The 22,217-nt window shown below is 52.6% G+C and carries 23 protein-coding genes; 16 read left to right on the top strand and 7 right to left on the bottom strand.

All coding sequences use genetic code 11. The annotated features are described in order from the left end of the window. Positions 1-25 precede the first annotated feature (25 nt). The 6 genes from mtlD (at position 26) to ACFL9S_RS20860 (ending at position 5,740) form a co-directional block, all read left to right on the top strand. The gene (mtlD, locus tag ACFL9S_RS20885) at positions 26-1,174 is read left to right on the top strand and encodes a mannitol-1-phosphate 5-dehydrogenase (protein ID WP_405263766.1); all 1,149 of its coding nucleotides are present in this window, start codon (positions 26-28) and stop codon (positions 1,172-1,174) included. A gap of 80 nt (positions 1,175-1,254) precedes the next feature. Then, positions 1,255-1,800, top strand: coding sequence for a mannitol operon repressor MtlR (gene mtlR / locus ACFL9S_RS20880; protein ID WP_405263782.1), 546 nt, complete (start codon positions 1,255-1,257; stop codon positions 1,798-1,800). Positions 1,801-1,873: 73 nt separating this feature from the next. Beyond that, positions 1,874-2,236, top strand: coding sequence for a YibL family ribosome-associated protein (locus ACFL9S_RS20875; RefSeq protein WP_405263765.1), 363 nt, complete (start codon positions 1,874-1,876; stop codon positions 2,234-2,236). Positions 2,237-2,567: 331 nt separating this feature from the next. Next, positions 2,568-3,209 (top strand): response regulator transcription factor, encoded by a 642-nt coding sequence (locus tag ACFL9S_RS20870; RefSeq protein ID WP_405263764.1) that lies wholly within the window; start codon positions 2,568-2,570, stop codon positions 3,207-3,209. Positions 3,210-3,305: 96 nt separating this feature from the next. Next, a complete protein-coding gene (locus tag ACFL9S_RS20865; RefSeq protein ID WP_405263763.1) occupies positions 3,306-3,713 on the top strand; it encodes a hypothetical protein in 408 nt (135 codons plus the stop codon). Further along, positions 3,710-5,740, top strand: a complete 2,031-nt coding sequence (locus tag ACFL9S_RS20860; RefSeq protein ID WP_405263762.1) for an FKBP-type peptidyl-prolyl cis-trans isomerase N-terminal domain-containing protein — start codon at positions 3,710-3,712, stop codon at positions 5,738-5,740. The genes ACFL9S_RS20865 and ACFL9S_RS20860 overlap by 4 nt, the downstream gene beginning before the upstream one ends. A 109-nt stretch (positions 5,741-5,849) precedes the next feature. Here ACFL9S_RS20860 and ACFL9S_RS20855 read toward each other — a convergent pair whose 3' ends face one another. Then, positions 5,850-6,119, bottom strand: a complete 270-nt coding sequence (locus ACFL9S_RS20855; protein WP_405263761.1) for a FaeA/PapI family transcriptional regulator — start codon at positions 6,117-6,119, stop codon at positions 5,850-5,852. A gap of 375 nt (positions 6,120-6,494) precedes the next feature. Here ACFL9S_RS20855 and ACFL9S_RS20850 point away from each other — a divergent pair, with 375 nt between their 5' ends. Together ACFL9S_RS20850 and ACFL9S_RS20845 are read left to right on the top strand one after the other, a co-directional pair. After that, positions 6,495-7,298: a transcriptional regulator gene (locus tag ACFL9S_RS20850; protein WP_405263760.1), complete on the top strand. Its 804-nt coding sequence runs from the start codon at positions 6,495-6,497 to the stop codon at positions 7,296-7,298. A gap of 170 nt (positions 7,299-7,468) precedes the next feature. Next, positions 7,469-7,777: a hypothetical protein gene (locus ACFL9S_RS20845; protein ID WP_405263759.1), complete on the top strand. Its 309-nt coding sequence runs from the start codon at positions 7,469-7,471 to the stop codon at positions 7,775-7,777. 69 nt (positions 7,778-7,846) lie between these two features. On the opposite strand, the gene ACFL9S_RS20840 is transcribed toward ACFL9S_RS20845, so the two are convergent. The 5 genes from ACFL9S_RS20840 to ACFL9S_RS20820 form a co-directional block, all read right to left on the bottom strand. Then, positions 7,847-8,914, bottom strand: coding sequence for a sugar ABC transporter substrate-binding protein (locus ACFL9S_RS20840; RefSeq protein ID WP_405263758.1), 1,068 nt, complete (start codon positions 8,912-8,914; stop codon positions 7,847-7,849). A 25-nt stretch (positions 8,915-8,939) separates the two neighbouring features. After that, positions 8,940-9,944, bottom strand: coding sequence for an ABC transporter permease (locus ACFL9S_RS20835; RefSeq protein ID WP_405263757.1), 1,005 nt, complete (start codon positions 9,942-9,944; stop codon positions 8,940-8,942). Then, positions 9,941-11,446: a sugar ABC transporter ATP-binding protein gene (locus tag ACFL9S_RS20830; protein ID WP_405263756.1), complete on the bottom strand. Its 1,506-nt coding sequence runs from the start codon at positions 11,444-11,446 to the stop codon at positions 9,941-9,943. Before ACFL9S_RS20830 ends, ACFL9S_RS20835 begins: the two co-directional genes overlap by 4 nt. A 292-nt stretch (positions 11,447-11,738) precedes the next feature. Next, positions 11,739-12,353 (bottom strand): superoxide dismutase [Mn], encoded by a 615-nt coding sequence (sodA, locus tag ACFL9S_RS20825; RefSeq protein ID WP_405263755.1) that lies wholly within the window; start codon positions 12,351-12,353, stop codon positions 11,739-11,741. A 275-nt stretch (positions 12,354-12,628) separates the two neighbouring features. Then, positions 12,629-13,969 (bottom strand): aspartate aminotransferase family protein, encoded by a 1,341-nt coding sequence (locus ACFL9S_RS20820; protein ID WP_405263754.1) that lies wholly within the window; start codon positions 13,967-13,969, stop codon positions 12,629-12,631. 181 nt (positions 13,970-14,150) lie between these two features. Here ACFL9S_RS20820 and ACFL9S_RS20815 point away from each other — a divergent pair, with 181 nt between their 5' ends. Then, on the top strand, positions 14,151-14,927 hold the full coding sequence (locus ACFL9S_RS20815; protein ID WP_405263753.1) for a DeoR/GlpR family DNA-binding transcription regulator: 777 nt from the start codon (positions 14,151-14,153) through the stop codon (positions 14,925-14,927). On the opposite strand, the gene fdhD is transcribed toward ACFL9S_RS20815, so the two are convergent. Next, positions 14,924-15,748, bottom strand: coding sequence for a formate dehydrogenase accessory sulfurtransferase FdhD (gene fdhD, locus ACFL9S_RS20810; protein ID WP_405263752.1), 825 nt, complete (start codon positions 15,746-15,748; stop codon positions 14,924-14,926). The genes ACFL9S_RS20815 and fdhD overlap by 4 nt on opposite strands. Positions 15,749-16,062: 314 nt before the next feature. On the opposite strand from fdhD, the gene fdhE reads away from it, so the two are divergent. The 7 genes from fdhE (at position 16,063) to ACFL9S_RS20775 (ending at position 22,216) form a co-directional block, all read left to right on the top strand. Further along, a complete protein-coding gene (gene fdhE / locus ACFL9S_RS20805; RefSeq protein ID WP_405263750.1) occupies positions 16,063-16,989 on the top strand; it encodes a formate dehydrogenase accessory protein FdhE in 927 nt (308 codons plus the stop codon). Positions 16,990-16,991: 2 nt separating this feature from the next. After that, positions 16,992-17,603, top strand: coding sequence for a glutathione S-transferase (locus tag ACFL9S_RS20800; protein WP_405263749.1), 612 nt, complete (start codon positions 16,992-16,994; stop codon positions 17,601-17,603). A 91-nt stretch (positions 17,604-17,694) separates the two neighbouring features. Then, positions 17,695-18,258 carry a DNA-3-methyladenine glycosylase I gene (locus tag ACFL9S_RS20795; RefSeq protein WP_405263748.1) on the top strand — a complete coding sequence of 188 codons (564 nt, stop codon included), beginning with the start codon at positions 17,695-17,697 and terminating at the stop codon, positions 18,256-18,258. Between the two features lie 133 nt (positions 18,259-18,391). Beyond that, positions 18,392-19,036: an OmpA family lipoprotein gene (locus tag ACFL9S_RS20790; RefSeq protein ID WP_405263781.1), complete on the top strand. Its 645-nt coding sequence runs from the start codon at positions 18,392-18,394 to the stop codon at positions 19,034-19,036. Between the two features lie 132 nt (positions 19,037-19,168). Next, complete coding sequence (locus tag ACFL9S_RS20785; protein WP_405263747.1) at positions 19,169-20,155, top strand: LacI family DNA-binding transcriptional regulator; 987 nt, start codon at positions 19,169-19,171, stop codon at positions 20,153-20,155. Between the two features lie 60 nt (positions 20,156-20,215). Next, positions 20,216-21,244 (top strand): LacI family DNA-binding transcriptional regulator, encoded by a 1,029-nt coding sequence (locus tag ACFL9S_RS20780; protein WP_405263746.1) that lies wholly within the window; start codon positions 20,216-20,218, stop codon positions 21,242-21,244. 222 nt (positions 21,245-21,466) lie between these two features. After that, a complete protein-coding gene (locus tag ACFL9S_RS20775) occupies positions 21,467-22,216 on the top strand; it encodes a sugar phosphate isomerase/epimerase family protein (protein WP_405263745.1) in 750 nt (249 codons plus the stop codon). Position 22,217 lies beyond the last annotated feature (1 nt).

Raw genomic sequence — 22,217 nt, 5'->3', positions numbered from 1 at the left:
TTACATCTTTGATACGGGAATAATTATGAAAGCATTACATTTTGGCGCCGGAAATATCGGCCGTGGCTTTATCGGAAAACTGCTGGCTGATGCTGGCATTCAGCTCACTTTCGCAGACGTCAATCAGGTGGTGCTTGATGCCCTGAACGCACGCGGTGAGTACCCGGTGCATGTGGTGGGTGAGCAGGCACAGGTTGAGATTGTCAAAGGCGTGAACGCCGTTAACAGTACCAGTGATGACATCATTGCACTGGTGGCAGAGGTTGATATCGTTACCACGGCGGTTGGTCCACAGATCCTTGAACGCATTGCCGGTAGCATTGCCAAAGGACTGGCCAAACGCAGTGATAGCGCTAATGTCCGTCCGCTGAACATTATTGCCTGCGAAAATATGGTGCGTGGCACCACACAGCTGAAAGGCCACGTGCTGAAAGCACTGCCTGAGCAGTATCACGCCTGGGTCGAAGAACATGTTGGCTTCGTCGACTCCGCCGTTGACCGTATTGTGCCACCTTCTGAAGCCGGCAGCAGCGACCCGCTGGAAGTCACGGTAGAAACCTTCAGCGAGTGGATCGTCGACCAAACGCAGTTCAAAGGCGAGCTGCCTGCCATCCCTGGCATGGAGCTGACCTACAATCTGATGGCATTCGTTGAGCGTAAGCTGTTCACCCTCAACACCGGCCACGCCATTACCGCCTATCTGGGTCAGCTTGCGGGTCATCAAACCATTCGCGAAGCCATTCTCGATGAGAAAGTGCGTGCCGTAGTAAAGGGCGCGATGGAAGAGAGCGGCGCGGTGCTGATCAAGCGTTATGATTTTGACGCGGTCAAACACGCGGCCTACATCCAGAAAATCCTCGGTCGTTTCGAAAACCCGTACCTGAAAGATGACGTTGAGCGCGTGGGTCGCCAGCCGCTGCGTAAATTGAGCGCAGGCGACCGTCTGATCAAGCCAACGCTGGGCACACTGGAGTACCAGCTGCCGCATGACAACCTGGTCACCGGGATTGCCGCCGCGCTGCATTACCGCAGCGAGCAGGATCCGCAGGCGCAGGAACTGACTGCACTGCTGGCAAGCCAGGACGTCGCTACGACGCTGGCACAGATTTCAGGTCTGGATATCGACAGCGATGTGGTTAAGGCGGTAGTGAAGGCCTGGAACGCTATGGCATAATGTCGACGCAAGCGCTCCTCACGGACGAACAACCAGGGCACAGCACTTCTGCTGTGCCCGCGCAGGTGTTATTAGGCTATATGAATGATATGCAGGCACTCATGGAACAACCTCAGGCTTTTGAAAATCGGGTGCTCGAACGCCTGAATGCCGGACGATCGGTAAGAAGCTTTCTTATCGCCGCTGTTGAACTGCTGGCAGAAGCGGTGAACATCCTGGTGATGCAGGTGTTCCGTAAGGATGATTATGCCGTCAAATACGCCGTGGAGCCTCTACTGCTGGGCGATGGCCCGCTGGGTGAACTGTCGGTGCGCCTGAAGCTGATCTACGGCCTTGGCATGATTAACCGTAGCGAATACGAAGACTGCGAACTGCTCATGGCATTGCGCGAAGAGCTGAATTATGACGGTAGCGAATATCGTTTCACTGATGACGAAATTCTCGGGCCGTTTGGTGAGCTTCACTGCGTCACTGCTCTGCCGCCACGTCCTGATTTCGCCAGCGACGATGCGGAACTGCGTGCCATGCTGCAACAACGCTATCAGCAGGTGGTGCGCTCCACGATGGTACTGTCATTGACCACGCTGATTTCGCGAATCAGTCTGAAGCAAGCTTTCAAAAAGTAATCCGCCCTTTTCCCTCTTTGCTCCGCTTTCGTGTATCCTTTGCAGCAATGAATCAATTTAATGGTCAATCGTCATGAAAGAACAAGTCAAGTCAGAAATCAAAGGTCTCAGCGACAAGCTGGATGCGCTCAATCATAAAGAACCCGTTCTGCTCGCGTCTGGCGACAGCGAGAAACTCGGCGAACTGTTGAAAGAAAAAGACAAATTAGAAGCAGAAATCGAGCGTCTGCGCGGCGTGCGTGCCGAAAATCTGAGCAAAGAAGCTCAGGAGTTACAGAAGCTTCCGTTTAGCCGCCCAATCACTAAAAAAGAGCAGGCAAACATGGGCGCACTGAAGAAAAGCGTGCGCGGCATTGTTGTGGTACATCCAACCACTGCACTGGGCCGTGAAATGGGTCTGAAAGAGATGACTGGCTTCGCAAAAACTGCCTTTTAAACCGATTTCATTGATGAAAAACAGGGTCCCCGCATCCTGTTTTTTTTACACTCCGATATTACCCCACTGGTCTCCCCCTCTCCGATATTGATATCACACCGATATTAAATGTCGAAAAAAACCAATTAATTTACTCTTGCGAGTCATAGGCTCGAATTAAAACAGATAACAGAATTAAATATCGCAATAATAAATTTTAACGAAACTTGATACCGCTGACACAATTTATTCAATACAATATGCCACAGGCGTATTATTAAGAATGTACGGAGAGACGTTTGTAGGACGTTGATATGACGTCTCCGGTTAAGGATAACTTCAGGTATCAATCATGCGAAATAATCACATCACGATTGTCATACACGACCCCAATCTCTTCTATGTGGGGGGATTAACGAATTGTCTTTCTGAAAATTTCTCCAGCCGTGGTATTCATACTGATTTTACCGACTCTGCGTTTAACAGCCGAGCGAAAATGTTCTTCCTGGCGGAAGAATCACTTTCCGTCGCCAACATACATTATTTAAATCGCCGTATGTCGATGCGTCCGCTTTGCGTATTTATTATCAAAAATAGCGAGAGTGGTGACGATCTTTCAGAGGGGAAAATGCACAACATTAGCCACTACACAACCCTCTATCGCAACCAGCCAGTGGAGAGCATGTTATCGGTGATTCATGAACAGCTGGAGCAGCTCAATTGTGTGCGTAGCGCCCTTGTGCAACCGTGTTCCGTTGTTAGCCGTGCAGATAATAATCTGACAAGACGTGAAACCGAGATCCTCCGCTATCTGGCACGCGGCATCAGTAATGGTGGAGTGGCACGTTTCCTCCATATCAGCGAGAAAACCGTCAGTGCTCATAAACGAAATATTATGTGCAAACTCAATATGATTCGCCCTGCTGAACTGAACTATTGGTTAATTCAGGAAGGCTGGTGTGAATCCATTCGTACTGGCGACCAATTTCATTAATTTTGGCAGGATGTGATACAACGCAGCAATGCGATTTCCCGATAAAATATCGGGATAAATCACCATCCGTAAAGTTATTCAATCAGAGTTATTTTTATGATGGCAACAAGTAATAGTTCATTGAAATTCATTATCAACATGTTCGCTGTGCTGTTTATTTTCTCCCTATCTGGCTGCCAGGCAACATCGCAGAAAATGCGTGCTGCATCTGCACAGTCCGCGCACACTGCAAAATACATTAAACAAAATGAAAACCTGAAAAAGTGCCAGTCTCAGCTTCAGGCACTGAAAGTCGTCAATCCGTCAGAATATAATAGAATGCAAAGCTCATTCGACAGCCTGATGAGTAGTGCGGCTCAATACACTGGTCTGCGCAAAAGCGTTGATGAGAATACCCAGGATACCGTGGACTCACTTTATCACTATCGCGCAAATCAGCTTTGTGCCCGCATTGCACAAACTCTGATGGATAGCCTAACCAGCAAAGGTGAAGCACGTCCATGATCGGTAAATATACTGTTCCCTATGCTTTGTCAGGTGCCACCGCCCTGGTGGTGGCATGCCTGGGTATAAGTAAACTGCACGCTGCAGAGCACGAAGCTCCTGCTGTTTTAAACTTTGCGACCTCCTATCTGCAACAACAGCCGCAACCGCCCAGATTGCCTGAGCCTCCATCTGCGTCCAGGGAACCAGGAAAAACGATCAAACCTAAGAAAAATCATACTTCCGTAGAGAGCGGCCAACTGACGGCCTTACGACGAGATCTCAAAGAGAAAACCCGAAAAATTGCTCAAAAAAATGGAGCAATCAACGCGCTTGAGCAGCAGATTATTGCGCTTAAAAAATCAGCCTCCACTCCGGTTGCGGTCAATAAAGCCCCCCATTTAGTTCCTGCCGATAAGGAGGCGATGCTGGATCTGGTGAAGAATTTACGCCAGGTTTCCAGCCTCCATCCAACGCATAACTCGCTGGTGACAAAATTAGCGCAGGCAGAAGAACAACTTAAAGAAGTTCAGCGGGCTGAAGCCACCCTGCGCAGCCAGCTTAAAACGCTGAATGATGGCAAAGATCGCCTCGTCAGCGCACATGAAGGGGCATTAAAACAGCAGATTGAACAGCACAATGCCAAGATCACCGAACTGGAAGCGCACCTCTCTTCCAGCCGCCAGAGCATTGAGAAAATTACCGCTGAACGCGATGATATCAAGGCTAAAGAGCAGAAATTAGCGGCTGAAAAACAGGTGTTCGACAAGGAAAAGCAGCAGCTTCTGGGGCAGATTGCCCACGGCAGCACGGCCGAAGGCCAACTCACTGCCAGCGTGAAGCAACAGCAGGTACTGCAGCAGCAGATTGAGCAGCACAACGCCAAGATCACCGAACTGGAAGCGCACCTCTCTTCCAGCCGCCAGGACATTGAGAAAATGACCGCTGAACGGGACAACATCTTAGCCAAAGAGCAGAAATTAGCGGCTGAGAACACAGCTGAAAAACAGGCGTTCGATAAGGAAAAGCAGCAGCTACTGCAACAGATTGCCCAGAAAAGTTCGACCGAAGGCCAGCTTGACGCCAGGCAAGCGTTGGAACAACAGCTTGCTGAGGCGAAGCAATTGAAAACCGCGCTACAAGGCGATAAAGATCGGTTGCAAGCGCAGTTAGCTGAGAGTCAGTTATTGGCGAAATCACTACAAACGAAGATGGACCTGGTGCAATTACAGCAGCCAGCGGTTGCTGTTGTCACTGCCGGTGCCGTACCTACAGGAACCTCCCCAAAAGGGGATAACCAGGACAGCGATAAAAAGCTCCCGGAACTTCAGGCTAAGTTAGACGCTGCACTGGCCGAACTGGCTACGGTAAAAAAACAGAAGTCCGATGTGAAATCCGCCAGTAGTCTGTTGGGTATCACACCAGAACAGCTGAACAAAAAAAGTGCTCGTGAAGGTTACGCGATCGGTATGTCTCTTGGCGATGAAATATTGCAAATGCAGGCAGACAACAACAACTGGGGCACGGCAACAGAAAAAAATCTCGTGCTGGCAGGAATTGTTGATGCCTTCCAGGGGCAGACAAAATTGTCTACTGATGTATTGCGAAATACCTTATCGGAAGTCACTAATCGGGAGCGAGAAGATCAGGAAAAGCGGGGAATTCATTTAGATGAAACAACCAAAAAGTACTTAAATAATTTCACTAAAAATAAAAAAACAAAAAAATCACCTTCCGGATTTTGGTATAATATCAATTACGAGGGTGACGACGCGATACCAAAAAATGCCACTCTTGATATCGTGGTGAGAGAAAGCCTGACAAATGGTAATGTCGTTACCGATATGGATGCCAGCGGAACCATGTTAAGTCAGCCGTTATCTGAATTCCCACCGGTCTTCCGTGAAGCATTAGAGAAATTAAGAAATCACGGTTCAATCACTATCGTTGTACCGCCAGAGCTGGCATATAAGGATAAAGGTTTTCCACCAAAAATCCCACCAAATGCCACTATGATATATGACCTAAGGATTGCAGGAATACACTAATGACCCACATCGAACCAATAACATCATGAGAAGATAAAAATTACACGATAATAAATTTTTCATTAAAAAAAGCGTATCCCATACAGTGGATACGCCATAATAAAAAACGTTACACTTTAAAAGACTCTGTTTTATTCCAATACAAACTCTTACTGTTTTCCTTCCTGGTTGAGATGATGACACCTTCCCTCTCCAGTTTGATTAAAATGTGCCTGGCATTATAAATGCTCAATTCTGACCGGTCAGCAACATCTCGTGTACTGGCAAAGACGACTGACGAACTGGTGGTATCTTTCTCTTCAAAGAAATCATGTAATGCAGTAATGACTTTATCAACTGATGCTCTTCTTTGAATGTTTTTAGCCATTGATTCACTCATAGTATTGCTCCTTATGATATGTCCGGATCCTGCCGAGCAAATATGTTAAAAAAACCAAAACCTGTAAAATCACAACGAAACTATGATAATACGCCACCGCATCAAACAAAACTTAATATCAATTATTAACTAACATTAAAATTAAAACCTATAAAAGACCAAAATCAAAGAACAAAAAACCAAAAAACCCCGTTAAGGGGAAAGACATTAAATAAATCGCCCTTAACAATTAATCTTAATTAAGAGTTAATGATGAAAATTAATCCCGCGAACTTAGCAGAACATCAACATATGGTTACGGGGTAGACATTGACATACCTGCTTGTGATTAAGATAATCGAATAGTAGACAATGGAATATAATTGAAAAATAAAAATGGACTACTTTATTAATCAGACCATCCATTTTAACTCGACAAATGGATTGCTTAAACTTATAGATAATGATAATTCAACCATACAACTCTCTAAGCCTGGCTCAAGACTTTTGACTGAACTTATTACGCATTGTGGTAACACAATGACACGTGAAGATTTGCTCCAGTTAGTATGGGAAGAACATGGACTGAGACCATCAGGGAGCAATCTAAGCAATCACATCAGTTTGCTGAGAAAGACATTCTCACAGTTTGGGTTTAATGAAAACATCATTATTACCGTACCCAAGAAAGGGTTTCGTCTTGATGCTGAAGTGATATTAACCAAAGCCGCCCCCCATACTGATGATAACTCTGTTACAAAAACCATAAACAAAAATGAAATTACGCCCCCTATTTTACCTGCATCGAATGAGTGCGAACTTAAACCTAAAATCAAAAAAAAGTGTTTAGTATCGGTGCTTGTTATCAGTCTTTTTTTTACTTCTCTTATCTTAATGAGTTATTCATTCAATTCAAGGAAAGCGGATTTCATCGAGATAGGAACATGCCAGATGCTGGATCTGGCAGTGGATAAAAATAAGAACAGAGTAGAAAAATTAAAAATATTAGAACTGTTAATTAATAAAAATCAACTCGACTGTAAAAAAAACAAAAGCATCATCTACTTTAATTTTAGCAATTTCTTCCCAAAGAAAAATTACGAACAAAGCGCTATTTTCCTTTCTCAGTGCTATCAGGACAGAAAAAACAGGCTCACAGACTGTGAGAGTTACCTTTCAGCCACTATAAAAAAACCATGAGAAATATCATTTTAACCAGCGGAGCGATCATTGTTTTAATCATCATTTACTTCATCAGTTTATCCCGGGAAAGGACTGATTTAGATAAACCCCAACTGAGTATGTCATGCAAAGGGAACGTGAGTTTTGATCTTGTCAGGCCCACTTCCACAGTCGCGATGAAGGGGACCATGAGCCTGACCACGTTGGGTAACAAGCGGCTGGCATTAGAGTTCTCAGGGCAGCTACTCACTGAACAAGGGCACTTTACTCTCAGCAGAACGCTAATAATGGACTACCTCTATCATCCGGAAAACCACATTCTGGAGCTGAACTATGCGAGCAGTCATGTCAGAGATATTGATACCGCGCCAGAAGATGTTTTCTTTCATGCCATTCTGCAAAGCCACTTGTTCATCCTTAAGCTGTCCCAGTTCAGTGATAACGCCCTGTTGGTCTCAGACAGCAGCACACCGCTGTATGTCTGTATTGCGCAGTAAAAAGGCATAAAAAAACGGCTTACCCCCTCCAGGTGATAAGCCGTTCATGTTATTCAACAGCGAAGAGCATTACTTCTTCGCGTATTTTGCTTCCAGGGTGGCGAACCACGGTGCCACGAAATCGGTTGATGTGCCCCAACCAGGGATAATTTTATTCAGGTTGGCCACATTAACTGGGCCACTCTGGGCAGCCAGCTGTTGCTGAGAGATGGCTGATGCAGTGAACTGATAAGTTGCTGGCGTGGTTTCACCACCAATCTTGTTCGCTACCAGGCGCATATTCGTTGCACCAATCAGCTTACTGTCGACAGCCACGGTCTGTTTCCATGGGCTGTTCTTCTCATGCATCAGCTGTAGATCCTGGTTCGACACATCGATGCTATACAGCTTGATCTCGGTGCGGCCATTTTCCTGCAAGGCTTTATACGCGCCCTGAGCAAAGGCATCCCATGAGCCCCAAATCGCGTCAATCTTACCCTTAGGGTACTTCGCCAGGATGGCACCAATCTTGTTGGCCGTATCACCCTGCACATCGGAAGACACCGCGCCGATGGATTCCAGCTGATGAATACCCGGGTTCGCTTTCAGCACTTTCTCATAAACAACCTGACGACGTTCCATTGCCGGGAAGCCTGCCACCCACAGCTTGACGATGTTCGCTTTGCCGTTGGTATCTTTCACCAGCTGGTCGAGGGAGAGCTGCGCCAGGGAGGCATCGTCCTGCGCTGTCACGGTCACGCCGTCGATCGGCTGGTTAACCGGGGTATCAAACACAGAGACTTTGATACCAGCATCGGTAATGCGCTTTACCAGCGCGGTAGAGTAAGGATCTTTGCCGTGAGACAGGATAATCCCGTCATATTTCTGGCTGATAGCCTGATTAACGAAGTCCTGGAAACGCGCATCGTCACCGTTGCTGAGGAAGGTGCTGACTTTAAAGCCCAGCTTGCGCCCTTCCTGAATCGCACCGGCAACAAACTGGGTAGTGTTATCGTCAGAACCGAGGTTGCGGATCACCGCAATACGCACCGGACCTTCGTGGTTGGCGATGGCAGCGGGAACGGTTGTCTCAGCAGCGATGGCAGGCAATGCAGTGAGCAGGCTCAGAGCCAGCAGCGATGTCGTGATTCTTTTCATTATTATTTTACCCTGTCTGAAAATGTTACGCCTGACGGCGCTGTACGTAGGTAATGGCCAGCGCAACCGCCAGCACCAGGCCTTTAATGATGTCCATCGCGTAATAAGGTACGGACAGCATCACCAGACCATTTTGTAATACACCGAGGATCACTGCGCCGAGCAGCGTACCCAGCGCGTTGGGTTTTCCAGCACCCGCCAGTGACAGACCAATCCAGGCCGCTGCCACTGCATCCATCAGATACCCGCCACCGGCGTTGACCTGCGAGGAACCAATACGCGAAGCCAGCAAAATGCCGCCAAGCCCCGCCAGCAATGCCGAAATCACATAGGCCAGCACGCGATAGCGCGTGGTACGGATACCCGATAACCTGGCGGCTTCCGGGTTACCGCCAATGGCATACATACGGCGGCCATGTTTTGTCAGCGACAGCAGCAGCTGTGCCACCACCGTCACCGCCAGCATGACAATCACGATAATCGGCACCTGGCCCAGCAATGAGAACACCGCCGGGATGGTGCCTTCGGCCATATCGCCGCCTGGCAGCACCATGTTCTCGGTAATCGAGCCACCGAAACTGTAGGTCATCGCCACACCCTGCACCACAAACAGACTGGCGAGCGTGGCCAGCATGTCAGGAATTTTCAGCACCACGATCATGAAGGCATTAAACAGACCGACCAGGGTACAGAGCAGCAGCGTCAGGGCAATCGCCTGCGTCGGGCCGAAGCCGTACCAGACGAACAGTGAGATCACCAGCGAGTTCGCCAGCGATGCGGTCGACCCCACGGAGAGATCAAAACCGCCGATGGTCAGCGAAATCGATACACCAATTGCTATCACCGTCACAATGGCGATGGAACGCAGGATATTGATGATATTGGTGGGTTCCAGGAAGCTGTCTGAGGCCAGACCAAAGCCCGCGATCAGCGCCACTACTGTCAGCAACATTCCCCACTTATAGAGAAAATCAAATAGCTGGTGTCGGACGGACGGTGCCGCCTTCAGGGAAATTTCTTTGCTGCTCACGCAGGCGTTCCTCCGGTGGAATAAAGTAAAAGTGTCTCTTCATCGACGTCATTTGCCGCCATTTCCGCCACAATGCGCCCGTCCCACAGTACGCAGATGCGGTCGCACAGGCCAACCAGTTCAGAAAATTCGCCAGAGGCGTAAATCACCCCTTTTCCCTGGCGGGCCAGCCCGTCGATCAGCTCGAACAGGTCGGTTTTGGCCTTAATATCCACGCCTTTGGTCGGTTCATCAAAGATCAACACATCAGCGTTATTGCGCAGCCATTTGCCAATCGCCACCTTTTGCTGATTCCCCCCGGACAAGCGACGCAGCGTCTGCCTTGGCCCGGTGGTACGGATGCCCAGTTTACCGATGACTTCTTCTGCCCAGCGCCACGCCTGGCGGTGACCAAACAGGCTCCAGCGGGAAAAACTGTTATCTGCCGTTACGCTGAGGTTCATCACCACCGACTCTTCAATAAAGATGCCTTCTTTCCGGCGCTCTTCCGGGATCAACGCCATACGGTTATCTACCGCCGCATGCGGAGAGGTCGGTTTCCACGGTTTGCCGTGCAGTTCGCCATGCTGAACCCGGCTTTTACTGGCACCAAACAGCGCCTTACACAACTCGGTTTTGCCTGCGCCAGCCAGCCCGGCGATGCCGAGGATCTCACCTTTCTTCAGCGTCAGACTGATATCTTTTAACAGGTGTTCGTCATGTAGCCCGGCAATGTGCAGCAGGGTTTCCTCACTGAACGGCGGGCGTGATGGCGGATAAATATCATCAAGCTGATGACCCAGCATCTTCTCGACAATCTGTTCGCCGCTTAATCCCTGCATCGGGCCGCTTTCAATCAGTTCACCGTCACGCAGTACCGTCAGACGGTCGCAGATAGCATTCAGTTCGTGAATACGGTGGGAGATAAACACCACACCAATACCCTGACTTTGCAGCTGGCGCACCACGGCGAACAGCTTTTCGCTTTCGTGTTGGTCGAGAGGGGCGGTCGGTTCATCCAGCACCAGAAAACGGCAGTGATGCGACAGCGCACGTGCCAGCAGGATCTGCTGTTTTTCCGCCAGCGTGCACTGTTCCACCTGGCGCTTCACGTCAATCTGCACATCTAACTGCGCCAGCAACGCCCGGGCCTGACGACGCATCTCGCCCCAGCGATAAAGCTGGCCACCTTCGGCCAGACGGTCAAGCATGATGTTTTCTGCCACGCTCAGGCCAGCCACCAGTGCCACATCCACTTCCTGTTGTACCAGGTGGATGCCCAGCTGTTTTGCATCGCGAGGGGAGCGGATCGTGACGGGCTGCCCATCCAGCAGGATTTCGCCACTGTAGTGATCGTATGCGCCCGAGAGCACCGCCATCAGCGTGGATTTCCCGGCTCCGTTGGCTCCGGTCAGCGCATGAATAGAATGCCCTTCCAGAATAAGGTCGACGGATTTCAGCGCCGAAAAACCGCCAAAAGCGATGGAGATCTGGCGCATTTCAAGGCGATTTATCGCGGTCATGGGCGTGTTTTCTCAAGCTCAATAAATAAAGGGGTGCGCCGCATTTTTTAATGGATTGTCACGGCAGGCAACGAACGAAAGGGCATAAGCTAACACAAAATGTTATTAGCCATCCAGATGTCCATACACTACAGGGGTAAGCGCTGGCACGGCGCTGATAACCAGTGGAAAGATGGGTAATAATTGCCAGATGCATCGTAGTTATGCTGCACCAAAGCGGACGCCGTCAGAAGAGAGATAAAAAAAAACCGGCGAACATGTCGCCGGTTAGGGTCATCGATAACTGAGGTGATTAAGCCGCGTTGAAGTTCGCTGCTGCCACGTCCCAGTTAACCACGTCCCAGAACGCCTTGATGTAGTCAGGGCGTTTGTTCTGATACTTCAGGTAGTAAGCGTGTTCCCACACATCCAGACCGATGATCGGCGTACCGGATGCGCCAGAAATGGCTTCGCCCATCAGAGGACTGTCCTGGTTAGCCGTAGAAACGACCGCCAGTTTGTCGCCTTTTTTGACCAGCCACGCCCAGCCAGAACCGAAACGGGTCGTTGCCGCTTTTTCGAATTCTGCTTTGAACGCGTCAACGCTGCCGAAATCTTTCTCGATGGCTGCTTTCAGGTCGCCGCCCAGAGAGGTGCCGGTTTTCAGACCTTTCCAGAAGAAGCTGTGGTTAGCGTGGCCGCCAGCGTTGTTACGCAGTGGGCCTTTTTTGTCCGCTGGCAGTTGATCCAGTTTAGCAATCAGCTCTTCAACGGGCAGATTGGCAAACTCAGTTCCTTCCAGCGCGGCATTCGCGTTGTTCACATAAGCCTGGTGATGCTTAGTGTGGTGAATTTCCATGGTCTGCTTGTCAAAATGCGGTTCCAGTGCGTCATACGCATAAGGCAGGGATGGCAGTGAATAACTCATGTTCATCGTCTCCATTCAGATTATGGGCGGCGCTCGCAGATCAGCACCGCGTAAGCAGTCGGATCATTATAGTTAAATAAATGATCGGGAAAAGAGATATCAATGCCCCGGTATTGATAAGGGTATTCATCACAGCTGGCGGATGGTCGGCGTTATATCTTTTACCCGGCAGGTTACAACCAAATGATCTAAGGGGGTGTTTTCTCAATACGGATCGAAATGCGTTGCAGGGACCGATCATTTTTCCGATCGGCCCGTGAGTGACCCTGGAGGCGTTAGCGCCCTAAGGCGGCCAGGGACTTATCCAGCGCACCAACCAGCCAGTCGATATCGCTTTCCTGGAATGCCAACGGCGGGCGTAATTTCAGAACGTTGCCATACGGGCCGGCCACTGATGTCAGAACATGGTTTTCACGCAGCATCTCGGTGACATCCAGCGCCAGCTGTTTGTCCGGCGTTTTGCTGGCTTTGTCTTTCACCAGTTCAAAGCCGATAAACAGACCGGCACCGCGCACATCGCCCACGCACTCGTACTTATCCTTCAGCGTGGCAAGCTCCGCCAACAGCTTCGCCCCCACCACGCGGCTGTGCTCCTGCAATCCTTCTTCTTTGATCACTTTCAGCACCGCCTGCGCCGCTGCCATCGCAACCGGGTTCCCGCCGAAGGTATTAAAGTAAGGAATATCATCGCTGAACGCGGCCAGCACATCGCTTTTCGCCAGCAGGCCGGACACCGGGATCCCGTTCCCCATCGGCTTGCCGGTGGTGATCACATCGGGCACCACATTGTGACGGGCAAAGCCCCAGAATGCCTCACCGGTTCGGGCAAAGCCGGGCTGCACTTCATCGGCAATAAAGATGCCGCCATTCTTATGCACCACATCAATCGCCTGCTTCAGGAAGCCTTTTGGCCCCGGCAGCACGCCGTCGGAAGAGAAGATAGAATCCGCGAGGAAACCGGCAAACTTAATGCCGTGTGCTGCCATATCATCGATCTGCTTCTGAATTTCATGGGCAAACCAGGCGCCGAGGTCCGGGGCATCCACGCGGTAGCGGTCCGGCGGCAGCACCAGGCGAGTGGTTGCGGCCAGCGGCTGACCGCTGCCCAGCGCCGGAGACACACCGGAAGTGAGGTCGCTGGTACCGTGATAAGACTCCTGGGTGACAATAATTCCGGTGCCGCCGCTGTAAGCACGCGCCACGCGGATCGCCAGGTCATTGGCTTCCGAGCCGGTGCACATATACATGGCGCGGTCGATTTCCGCCGGTGCCGTCGCTAGCAGCTGCTCAGAGTAGTCGAGGATGGCTTCATGCAGATAACGGGTGTGGGTGTTCAGCTGACTCATCTGCTGATACACCGCATCAATCACCGCCGGGTGGCAATGGCCGATGCTGGCGACGTTGTTGTACACGTCGAGGTATTTATCCCCGGCGGCATCCCACAGATACTGGCCTTTCCCGCGTACCAGATGCACCGGCTTACGGTAAAACAGGCGGTAAGACTCACCCAGCACCTTGCTGCGTTTATCCGTCAGCTTGCGCACATCCGCATCCAGACCGTCAGCATGTTCGGCGCGAAAACTGTTGGTATCCATAATGGTTGAACGTGTGGCCATGATCACTCCCGTTGCAAAATTGAGGTTTGCCTGGCGACAGGCAGTCAGCAATGTCTGACCTTCATCATGGCAACTTTTACGTCAAATGCAACCAAATACACAAATACAATAAAATACACATGCAGAGCGCAGCATTGTCGGTTAGGCTATGTCGGTGAGTTATCGTCAGGAAATCAGAACTATGTTGCAGGAAACACGCTTACACCGCATCCGGGCGCTACTGAGCACCCTCAACCAGGTGAGTACCGAACGGATCATTAAAGAACTGGGTATTTCGCGCGAAACCGCCCGCCGGGACATTATTGAACTGGAAGCCCAGGGGCTGGCGAAACGCGTCCACGGCGGCCTGGTGGCGCTGAATGCCACACCGGAACCCCCGCTGACGGTACGCAGTTCCGTGATGGCGAAAGAGAAACGTGCTATCGCCCGCGCCGCCGCACAGCTGTTGCAGCCCGGTCAGACCGTGTTTCTGGATGCCGGTAGCACCACCACGATGCTGGCTGAAGAATTGCGCTCAATGTCGGGGCTGACCATTATCACCAACAGCCTGAACGCGGCGCTCAAACTCTGTGCCGCAGAAGAACATGAAACGTTGAACAATCAGGTGATCCTGCTGGGCGGCAACATGCTGGCTGGCGCACAGGAGACGCGTGGAGAGCTGACTGTGGATGAGATTTATCGCTTCCGCGCTGACGTCGCGGTGCTCTCCCCTGTCGGGCTGGATGCCAAACACGGCGCCAGTAGTTTTCAGCCACACGAAGCGGCCATCGCGCGTGCTATGACCCGACAAGCCGGGCGGCTGATGTTGCTGGCCGATCACACCAAACTCGGCCTCAACAGCCGCATGAACTATGCCAGCATCGAGCAGGTCAGCACGCTGGTCACCGACAGCGGCGCGGCCACCCTGCCTGCTTTCACCGCCTTACAGCAGGTGCTGCCTCAGGTGGTTCTGGCTTAACGCAACCGCTGCGGATGCGTATACACCGTTGCCCGCCCCGGTTTACTGAAGCCCACCAGCGTCAGATTGCAGCGCTGCGCAACCTCTACCGCCAGCTGTGTGGCGGCTGAAACAGCAAACAGAATTTCTACGCCGCACATCGCGGATTTCTGCACCATCTCATAGCTGGCGCGGCTGGACACCAGCACCGCGCCCGCAGCAGGGAGCGCTTTACTGCGCATCCCCAGCAGTTTATCCAGTGCCACATGACGGCCCACATCTTCACAGCCGAGGCTCAATTCTCCCGCGGGTGTCACCCAGGCAGCAGCATGGGTGCAACCGGTCAGCTGGCCGACCGGCTGAACATCTTTTAGCTGACGAAGTGCGTTATCAAGGTGCTGAAAATCAAAATGTTGCGTAAACGGCAGCGGCTGTACCGGTTTGCCGATCTCGGCCAGTTGCTCCACGCCACAGACTCCGCAGCCGGTACGACCGGCCATCGCCCGACGCTGCACCTTCAAAGCCATAAAGCAGCGGCTGGACAGTTCGACCTGCACTTCAATCCCGTGGCACCCCGGCACCACATCGATGCCGAAAATATCGGCCGGAGAAGTGATAATTCCTTCCGATAATGAAAAACCGACAGCGAACGCCTCCAGATCTTTAGGCGTCGCCATCATCACCACATGGGAGATGCCGTTGTACACCAGCGCAACGGGCACCTCTTCTGCCAGCCAGTCCGGCTGCGCCTGCTGCAATGCATCACGCTGCCAGACCGCTATCTGGCGCGCACCGGAGATTGCCGGCTGGTTTACCTCTGTTTTGTACTGTTTTTCATTCACTGAATGCCGTCGCCCCATTCAACCACATTTTTCTTGTGGTGTTATTTTACCTCGTGCGTGTTAGAAAACACGTCTGTGCATATTGTGAACCTCTCACCTACGCTGCGCAAAAATATTGCCCCACATCGAACCACGGATGACGTGATGAAAGTCAGCAGAACCTGATTTGGATGAAAAACATCCAAAAAATTGTGCAAAACAAGGAAGTGGACGATACCGGGCGCTATAATTTCGGACAGAAGTGCGTATTTTGGGCTGCTATCGTCGCGAATAAGAGCAGCAGCATCGGCAAGAAAACAGGAAAAAGGCCCCTGATGACCATTCGCATTATCCCGCAGGACCCGCTGGAGAAAAGCGATCTGATGACGGCGGAGACTATTCCGCCGCTCCTTTTCCCCCGGCTCAAGCAACTCTACAGCCGCCGAGCCGCGCGTTTGCGCCAGCTGGCGGAGAAAAATCCGCTAGGTGACTACCTGCGCTTTGCGGCGGTGATCGCCACCGCGCAGGAGATCGTCCTGTATGACCATCCGCTAGAGATGGATCTGCGGGCGCGGCTGGAAGAGAGTGCGCGTCTGGGCAAACCGCCGCTGGATATCAGCACCCTGCCGCGCGATGGGCACTGGCAACGGCTGCTACATTCGCTGATCGCCGAGCTGAAGCCGGAAATGACCGGTCAGGCGATCTCCGTGCTGGAAAACCTGGAAAAAGCCTCCTTCTCCGAGCTGGAAGCGATGGCCAGCGCACTGCTCGCCAGTGAGTTCGCCCAGGTCAGCAGCGATAAATCCCCGTTTATATGGGCAGCACTGTCATTGTACTGGGCGCAGATGGCGGCACTGATCCCAGGAAAAGCGCGAGCAGAAGCGGGTGAACAACGTCAGTTTTGCCCGGTCTGCGCCAGTGTGCCCGTTTCCAGCATTACCCATATGGGCAGCCGCCAGGACGAATTGCGCTACCTGCACTGCAATCTGTGTGAAAGCGAGTGGTATGTGATGCGCGCCAAATGCAGCAACTGTGAAAAAATGGGTGACCTGCATTACTGGTCGCTGGAGAGTGAAGCCTCAGCGATCAAAGCCGAAAGCTGCGGTGACTGTGGCACCTACCTGAAGATGCTGTATCAGGATAAAGACCCGGCGGTTGAGCCGGTGGCGGACGATCTGGCCTCGCTGATCCTGGATGCACGTATGGAGCAAGAAGGCTTTGCCCGCAGCAGTCTGAATCCCTTTTTATTCCCCGGAGAGTAGGCATGAAGCTGATCGGCAATTACACCAGTCCGTATGTACGCAAAATCTCAGTGATGCTGCTGGAAAAGGGCATCACCTTTGAGTTCGTCAATGAATCTCCGTGGCACGAAGGCAGCCATGTCAAAGATTACACTCCGCTGGGAAAAGTCCCGGCGCTGGTCAGTGACGATAATGAGGTGTGGTACAACTCGTCGATAATCGCTGCGTACCTGGAACTGCTGCATCTCGACCCGGCCTTTTTGCCCGTCGATCCGCGCGCCCAGCTCGAGGTACGCCAGCTGGAAGCGCTTGCCGATGGCGTCTGTGATGCCGCGCTGCTGATCGTGCGCGAACAGCAGAAAGATCCTGACCAGCAGTCCACCAGCGAAATACTGCGCCAGCGCGATAAAATTCAGCGCGGGCTGGATGCGCTGGAAGCGGCGGCGGTGAAAGGTAAATGGCTGAACAGCTCACAGATTACGCTGGCCGATATTGCGACGGCCTGCACCCTGTGCTATCTGAACTTCCGTCGCGTGGCGCCGGGCTGGAATGTGAACCGGCCTTCTCTGGTCAAGCTTGCCACCGCTCTGTTCCAGCGTGACAGTTTTGCCCGCACGGAGCCGCCAACGACCTGAGCCAACCGATGAAAACAATGAACATTGATTGCGCAAAAGCCAGATGCTCCGCTAGAATGCTGTATAAATAACCAGTAAAGGGAAGAGTACAATGCAACGTTGTGGCTGGGTTTCTGCAGATCCGTTATATATCGCCTATCACGATACGGAATGGGGCGTACCCCACACCGAAACACAGGCGTTATTTGAAATGATCTGCCTGGAAGGTCAGGTGGCGGGATTATCCTGGCTGACCGTATTGAAAAAACGCGAAAACTATCGTCGCCTGTTTCATCATTTTGATGTCCGGGCGGTGGCGGCGATGAATGACGACGATATTGAGCGACTGATGCAGGAAAGTGGCATTATCCGCCACCGGGGAAAGATCACGGCGATGATGGCTAACGCACGCGCCTTGCTGGCAATGGAAGCCGCCGGAGAAGATTTCAAAACGTTTATCTGGAATTTCGTTGATCATCAAACGCAGGTCAGCCGTTTTACTGACTATCGTACCGCGCCCACCACCAGCGCCATCTCAGACGCCATGTCAAAAGCACTGAAAAAGCGTGGGTTCAAATTTGTCGGTTCCACCACCTGTTACTCATTTATGCAGGCCTGTGGACTGATCAGTGAACATACCACCACCTGTTTTTGCCATCCTGATAATATTAAGTAGCTTTCGCTTACAAATTTGGGAATAAGCCTACGTATTTCCCTCTCATTTCATCGGCATAATGATCGCGTTTACGGGCAATTTTGTCCACTTGCTGCGAATGAGAGGGAACCCCCTAATGAAGAAGAAAAGCATCATGACACTTGCCCTGGTGCTGTGCGGCACCCTGAGTGTGGCGGGCTGTACCACCAACCCTTACACTGGCGAACGCGAAGCGGGTAAATCCGGTATTGGCGCGGGCATCGGTGCCGCGCTGGGTGCGGGCGTTGGCATGCTCTCCTCATCCAAAAAAGATCGGGGTAAAGGCGCACTGATCGGCGCCGCTGCCGGTGCAGCTCTGGGCGGTGGTGCGGGTTACTACATGGATGTGCAGGAAGCCAAACTGCGCGATAAGATGAAAGGCACTGGCGTGAGCGTGACGCGTAATGGCGACAACATCGTGCTGAACATGCCAAACAATGTCACCTTTGACACCAACAGCAGCACGCTGAAACCCGCTGGTGCCAATACGCTGACCGGCGTGGCGATGGTACTGAAAGAGTATCCAAAAACCGCGGTTAACGTGATCGGTTACACCGACAGCAGCGGCAGCCGTCAGCTGAACATGACGCTCTCCCAGCAGCGTGCGGATGGCGTGGGCAGCGCACTGATCACTCAGGGCGTTGAGGGTAGCCGCGTGCGCACTCAGGGAATGGGGCCAGATAACCCTATCGCCTCGAACAGCACCGCAGAAGGCAAAGCACAAAACCGTCGCGTTGAGATCACTCTCAGCCCACTGTAAGCGTCTCCCCTACCCGGCACTCACCTGCCGGGTAGATTATTCCTGATTTTGGGAATAATCTCGCCATCTCGTAGTGAGCCTTAGCGATATGTGCTACCCTGCGCAGAAATTGATCACCCACACGCCGTACACATGTCGCTCAAAGCCATCGCCAGTGCACTGGGCCTCTCCGTTACCACCGTCAGTCGGGCCCTTAATGGCTATGACGACGTGGCAGAAGAGACGCGTCAGCGAATTCAACAAGAAGCCAGACGGATCGGATACCGCCCGAATGCTGTTGCACGCCGCCTGAAAACCGGGCGCACCAATGCAGTAGGTCTGCTTTTTCCCGTCACCCCACTGCCGTTTAACGATATCAGCTTCGTCGAAATGATGGGCGCCACGGCGCAATCGCTTGCGCAGTCCGATGTTGATCTGCTGATCATCGCCGACGATACCCATGACGACCATCGCGGCATGCAGCGTATGCTGCGCACGCACTGCGTGGATGCGCTGATTGTCGCGCACACTGCGCGACACGACAGCCGTCTGATCAAACTGCAACAGCTGGGCTTTCCATTTCTGGCGCTGGGTCGCAGCGAGCTGGCAACGCCTTACGCCTGGTTTGATTTCGATAACTACGTCGGGCCAACGTTAGCCGTTGCGCATTATGCCGATGCCGGGCTGCAACGCTTCGCCTGGCTGGGCAGCCATCACGATCAGACCTTTGTTGACCAGCGCCGCCAGGGTTTTCTTGATGCGCTGGCGCTGCGCGGCCTGGATCAGAATGCATGCTGGCGCATCGAACCTACCCGCCGGGAAGGCTATCGCCTGACCTGTCAGTTGCTGGCGCAGCCGCAGCGCCCTCAGGCGATCATCACCGACTGCAATATGCTGGGTGACGGCGCCGCCATTGCCCTGCGGGAAGCGGGCTTGCTCACTGGCACGCAGCGTATTGAGCTGGTGGTGTACGATGGTCTGCCTGCGGATTCCGTGGTCGCCGATCCGGTCACCAGTATTGTTCAGGCCACGCGCCCTGATGTCGGCCAGCAGGTGGCTGAGATGGTACTGAGGCTGATTGAGGGAGAAGACGTCAGCACCTTGCAGGTATTGTGGCAACCGCAGTTGAAACTGCCCTGATGCTGCCGTGATAAGCGAAGTTGTGGTAGGCTCGCGCAATCATCACCATCAGGGAACATCATGAACCGTAAGGCCGCCAAAGCCACCATCAGCGATGTCGCTAAAGCCGCGAACACCGGAAAAACCAGCGTTTCGCGCTATCTTAATGGTGAACTGAGCGCACTCTCCGTCGACCTTAAAACACGGATTGAGCAAGCCATTGCCACGCTCAATTATCGCCCCAGCCAGATGGCACGCGGCCTTAAACGCGGCCGCACCAAACTCATTGGTCTGATTATCGCGGATATTACCAATCCCTATTCGGTGAATGTGCTAAGCGGCATTGAAGCGGCCTGCCGTGCCAGTGGCTTTACCCTGCTGATGTGTAACACCAATAACGAAGTGGACCTTGAAAGACACTATCTCAACCTGCTCAACAGCTATCAGGTGGAAGGGATCGTGGTGAATGCGGTCGGCATGCACGAAGAGGCGCTGAATCAGCTCCAGCAATCGCTGCTGCCAATGGTGTTGATTGACCGTAAAATCCCGGCGTTCGACTGTGATGTGGTCGGTCTGGATAACCGCACGGCGGCCCTGATGGCCACAGAACATCTGCTGGATCAGGGCTATCGGGCCGTGCTGTTTATCAGCGAACCACTGGGCCTGGTGAACACCCGACTGGAGCGCGTACACAGTTTCCGCCAGCGCATGGCGCAACACCCCGATCTCGTGGCTGAACAGGCCGAAATTGCCCTCGGCGACAGCGAGCGGCTGGAAGCGGTGCTGCAGGCATTTTATCAGCGCCATCATGCCGCGCCCTGTGCGGTGATGGTGGTCAATGGTGCGCTGACACTACAGGTTGCCCGCGCACTGCGCCGTTTGGATCTCAACTGGGGCGAGCAGATCGGCCTGCTGGGCTTTGACGAACTGGAGTGGGCAGAACTGGCCGGTGTCGGTATCACCACCCTGAAACAGCCCACCTGGCAGATAGGTTATTCTGCCCTCGAACAGGTGCTGAAACGTATTGGCGGCGACGATGCGCCACGCCATGAACAGGTTTTCAGCGGCGAACTGATTGTGCGTGGGTCAACACAGAGACTGACGCGCTAACACTGCCGTGATCCTGCCACCTTGTAGACCCGGCAGGATCATCATCAACCACACTTCTCCCCCCTGTACGCAACCCTCCTGACCTCTTTTTTAAGATTTTTCCCTGCGCCCAAAAGCTCACATCGTGAGCGAGATCATAAAACTCTGCACTGATCCTTTCTTTTGGAACCGGTTCCATCTAACGTTTTTAGCAGAACAGGTGGATATTCCCCGGAGAACCCCATGAAAAGAGAAGTCATCGTCGTCACCGCCGCCTACGGACACAAGCAGGTTGCCGCCCTGGGGGGTCAGCAGGCGCTGCTGCCAATTATTGCCGCCGCAGGTGCCGATGGCGTGGAGATCCGCCGCGAGCTTTTTAGCGAACAGCAGCTGACGACCTTGCCGCTGCTGGCAGAGGCCATCCACGCAGCGCGGCTGGTGGCGTTCTATTCCGTGCCGGAAGCGCTGTTTATGGCCGATGGTTCACTGAATCCACGGCTCGATCAGCACTTTTCCGAAGCTGAACAGCTCAATGCCCAGCTATTGAAATATGCCCTGGGCAACTATCAGCCCGATTTCGTCTGCCATGAACTGCGCAGCAAACTTGCCGGAAAAAAAGTGCATCTGGTGGTGGAAAACGATCAGACCGACGGCGGAAAACTGGCCGCCCTTGACCGTTTCTTCCACGCCTGCGGCGAAAGCCGTACCTGCAACGGCATGACCTTTGATATGGGCAACTGGCTGTGGGTGGGTGATAACCCGCTGGAGGCCGCCCGCCGCTTAAACCGCTACGTCAGCTACATTCACGTTAAAGCCGCAGTGCCTGAAGGCGATGGCTGGCGCACCGTCGCGCTGGATGACGCCGACGATCTGTGGCGCGAAACGCTGGCGCTGTTGCCATCAGACGTGCCGCGTGCCATTGAGTTTCCACTGGAAGGGCCGGACCTGGTGGCCGTCACCCGCCACTATGTTGACCTGCTGCGTGAGGAGTAAA

The organism is Erwinia sp. AnSW2-5 (genome assembly GCF_045107195.1).
GTDB lineage: Bacteria > Pseudomonadota > Gammaproteobacteria > Enterobacterales > Enterobacteriaceae > Erwinia.
Note: the sequence above shows the minus strand (reverse complement) of the source record. Positions and strands in the feature narration are given on the sequence as shown.

Excerpts from the sequence above, each read along its gene's own strand:
- mtlD (WP_405263766.1), top strand. The coding sequence starts at position 26 with ATGAAAGCATTACATTTTGGCGCCGGAAATATCGGCCGTGGCTTTATC.
- mtlR (WP_405263782.1), top strand. The coding sequence starts at position 1,255 with ATGAATGATATGCAGGCACTCATGGAACAACCTCAGGCTTTTGAAAAT.
- ACFL9S_RS20875 (WP_405263765.1), top strand. The coding sequence starts at position 1,874 with ATGAAAGAACAAGTCAAGTCAGAAATCAAAGGTCTCAGCGACAAGCTG.
- ACFL9S_RS20870 (WP_405263764.1), top strand. The coding sequence starts at position 2,568 with ATGCGAAATAATCACATCACGATTGTCATACACGACCCCAATCTCTTC.
- ACFL9S_RS20865 (WP_405263763.1), top strand. The coding sequence starts at position 3,306 with ATGATGGCAACAAGTAATAGTTCATTGAAATTCATTATCAACATGTTC.
- ACFL9S_RS20860 (WP_405263762.1), top strand. The coding sequence starts at position 3,710 with ATGATCGGTAAATATACTGTTCCCTATGCTTTGTCAGGTGCCACCGCC.
- ACFL9S_RS20855 (WP_405263761.1), bottom strand. The coding sequence starts at position 6,119 with ATGAGTGAATCAATGGCTAAAAACATTCAAAGAAGAGCATCAGTTGAT.
- ACFL9S_RS20850 (WP_405263760.1), top strand. The coding sequence starts at position 6,495 with ATGGACTACTTTATTAATCAGACCATCCATTTTAACTCGACAAATGGA.
- ACFL9S_RS20845 (WP_405263759.1), top strand. The coding sequence starts at position 7,469 with ATGAGCCTGACCACGTTGGGTAACAAGCGGCTGGCATTAGAGTTCTCA.
- ACFL9S_RS20840 (WP_405263758.1), bottom strand. The coding sequence starts at position 8,914 with ATGAAAAGAATCACGACATCGCTGCTGGCTCTGAGCCTGCTCACTGCA.
- ACFL9S_RS20830 (WP_405263756.1), bottom strand. The coding sequence starts at position 11,446 with ATGACCGCGATAAATCGCCTTGAAATGCGCCAGATCTCCATCGCTTTT.
- sodA (WP_405263755.1), bottom strand. The coding sequence starts at position 12,353 with ATGAGTTATTCACTGCCATCCCTGCCTTATGCGTATGACGCACTGGAA.
- ACFL9S_RS20820 (WP_405263754.1), bottom strand. The coding sequence starts at position 13,969 with ATGGCCACACGTTCAACCATTATGGATACCAACAGTTTTCGCGCCGAA.
- ACFL9S_RS20815 (WP_405263753.1), top strand. The coding sequence starts at position 14,151 with ATGTTGCAGGAAACACGCTTACACCGCATCCGGGCGCTACTGAGCACC.
- fdhE (WP_405263750.1), top strand. The coding sequence starts at position 16,063 with ATGACCATTCGCATTATCCCGCAGGACCCGCTGGAGAAAAGCGATCTG.
- ACFL9S_RS20800 (WP_405263749.1), top strand. The coding sequence starts at position 16,992 with ATGAAGCTGATCGGCAATTACACCAGTCCGTATGTACGCAAAATCTCA.
- ACFL9S_RS20795 (WP_405263748.1), top strand. The coding sequence starts at position 17,695 with ATGCAACGTTGTGGCTGGGTTTCTGCAGATCCGTTATATATCGCCTAT.
- ACFL9S_RS20790 (WP_405263781.1), top strand. The coding sequence starts at position 18,392 with ATGACACTTGCCCTGGTGCTGTGCGGCACCCTGAGTGTGGCGGGCTGT.
- ACFL9S_RS20785 (WP_405263747.1), top strand. The coding sequence starts at position 19,169 with ATGTCGCTCAAAGCCATCGCCAGTGCACTGGGCCTCTCCGTTACCACC.
- ACFL9S_RS20780 (WP_405263746.1), top strand. The coding sequence starts at position 20,216 with ATGAACCGTAAGGCCGCCAAAGCCACCATCAGCGATGTCGCTAAAGCC.
- ACFL9S_RS20775 (WP_405263745.1), top strand. The coding sequence starts at position 21,467 with ATGAAAAGAGAAGTCATCGTCGTCACCGCCGCCTACGGACACAAGCAG.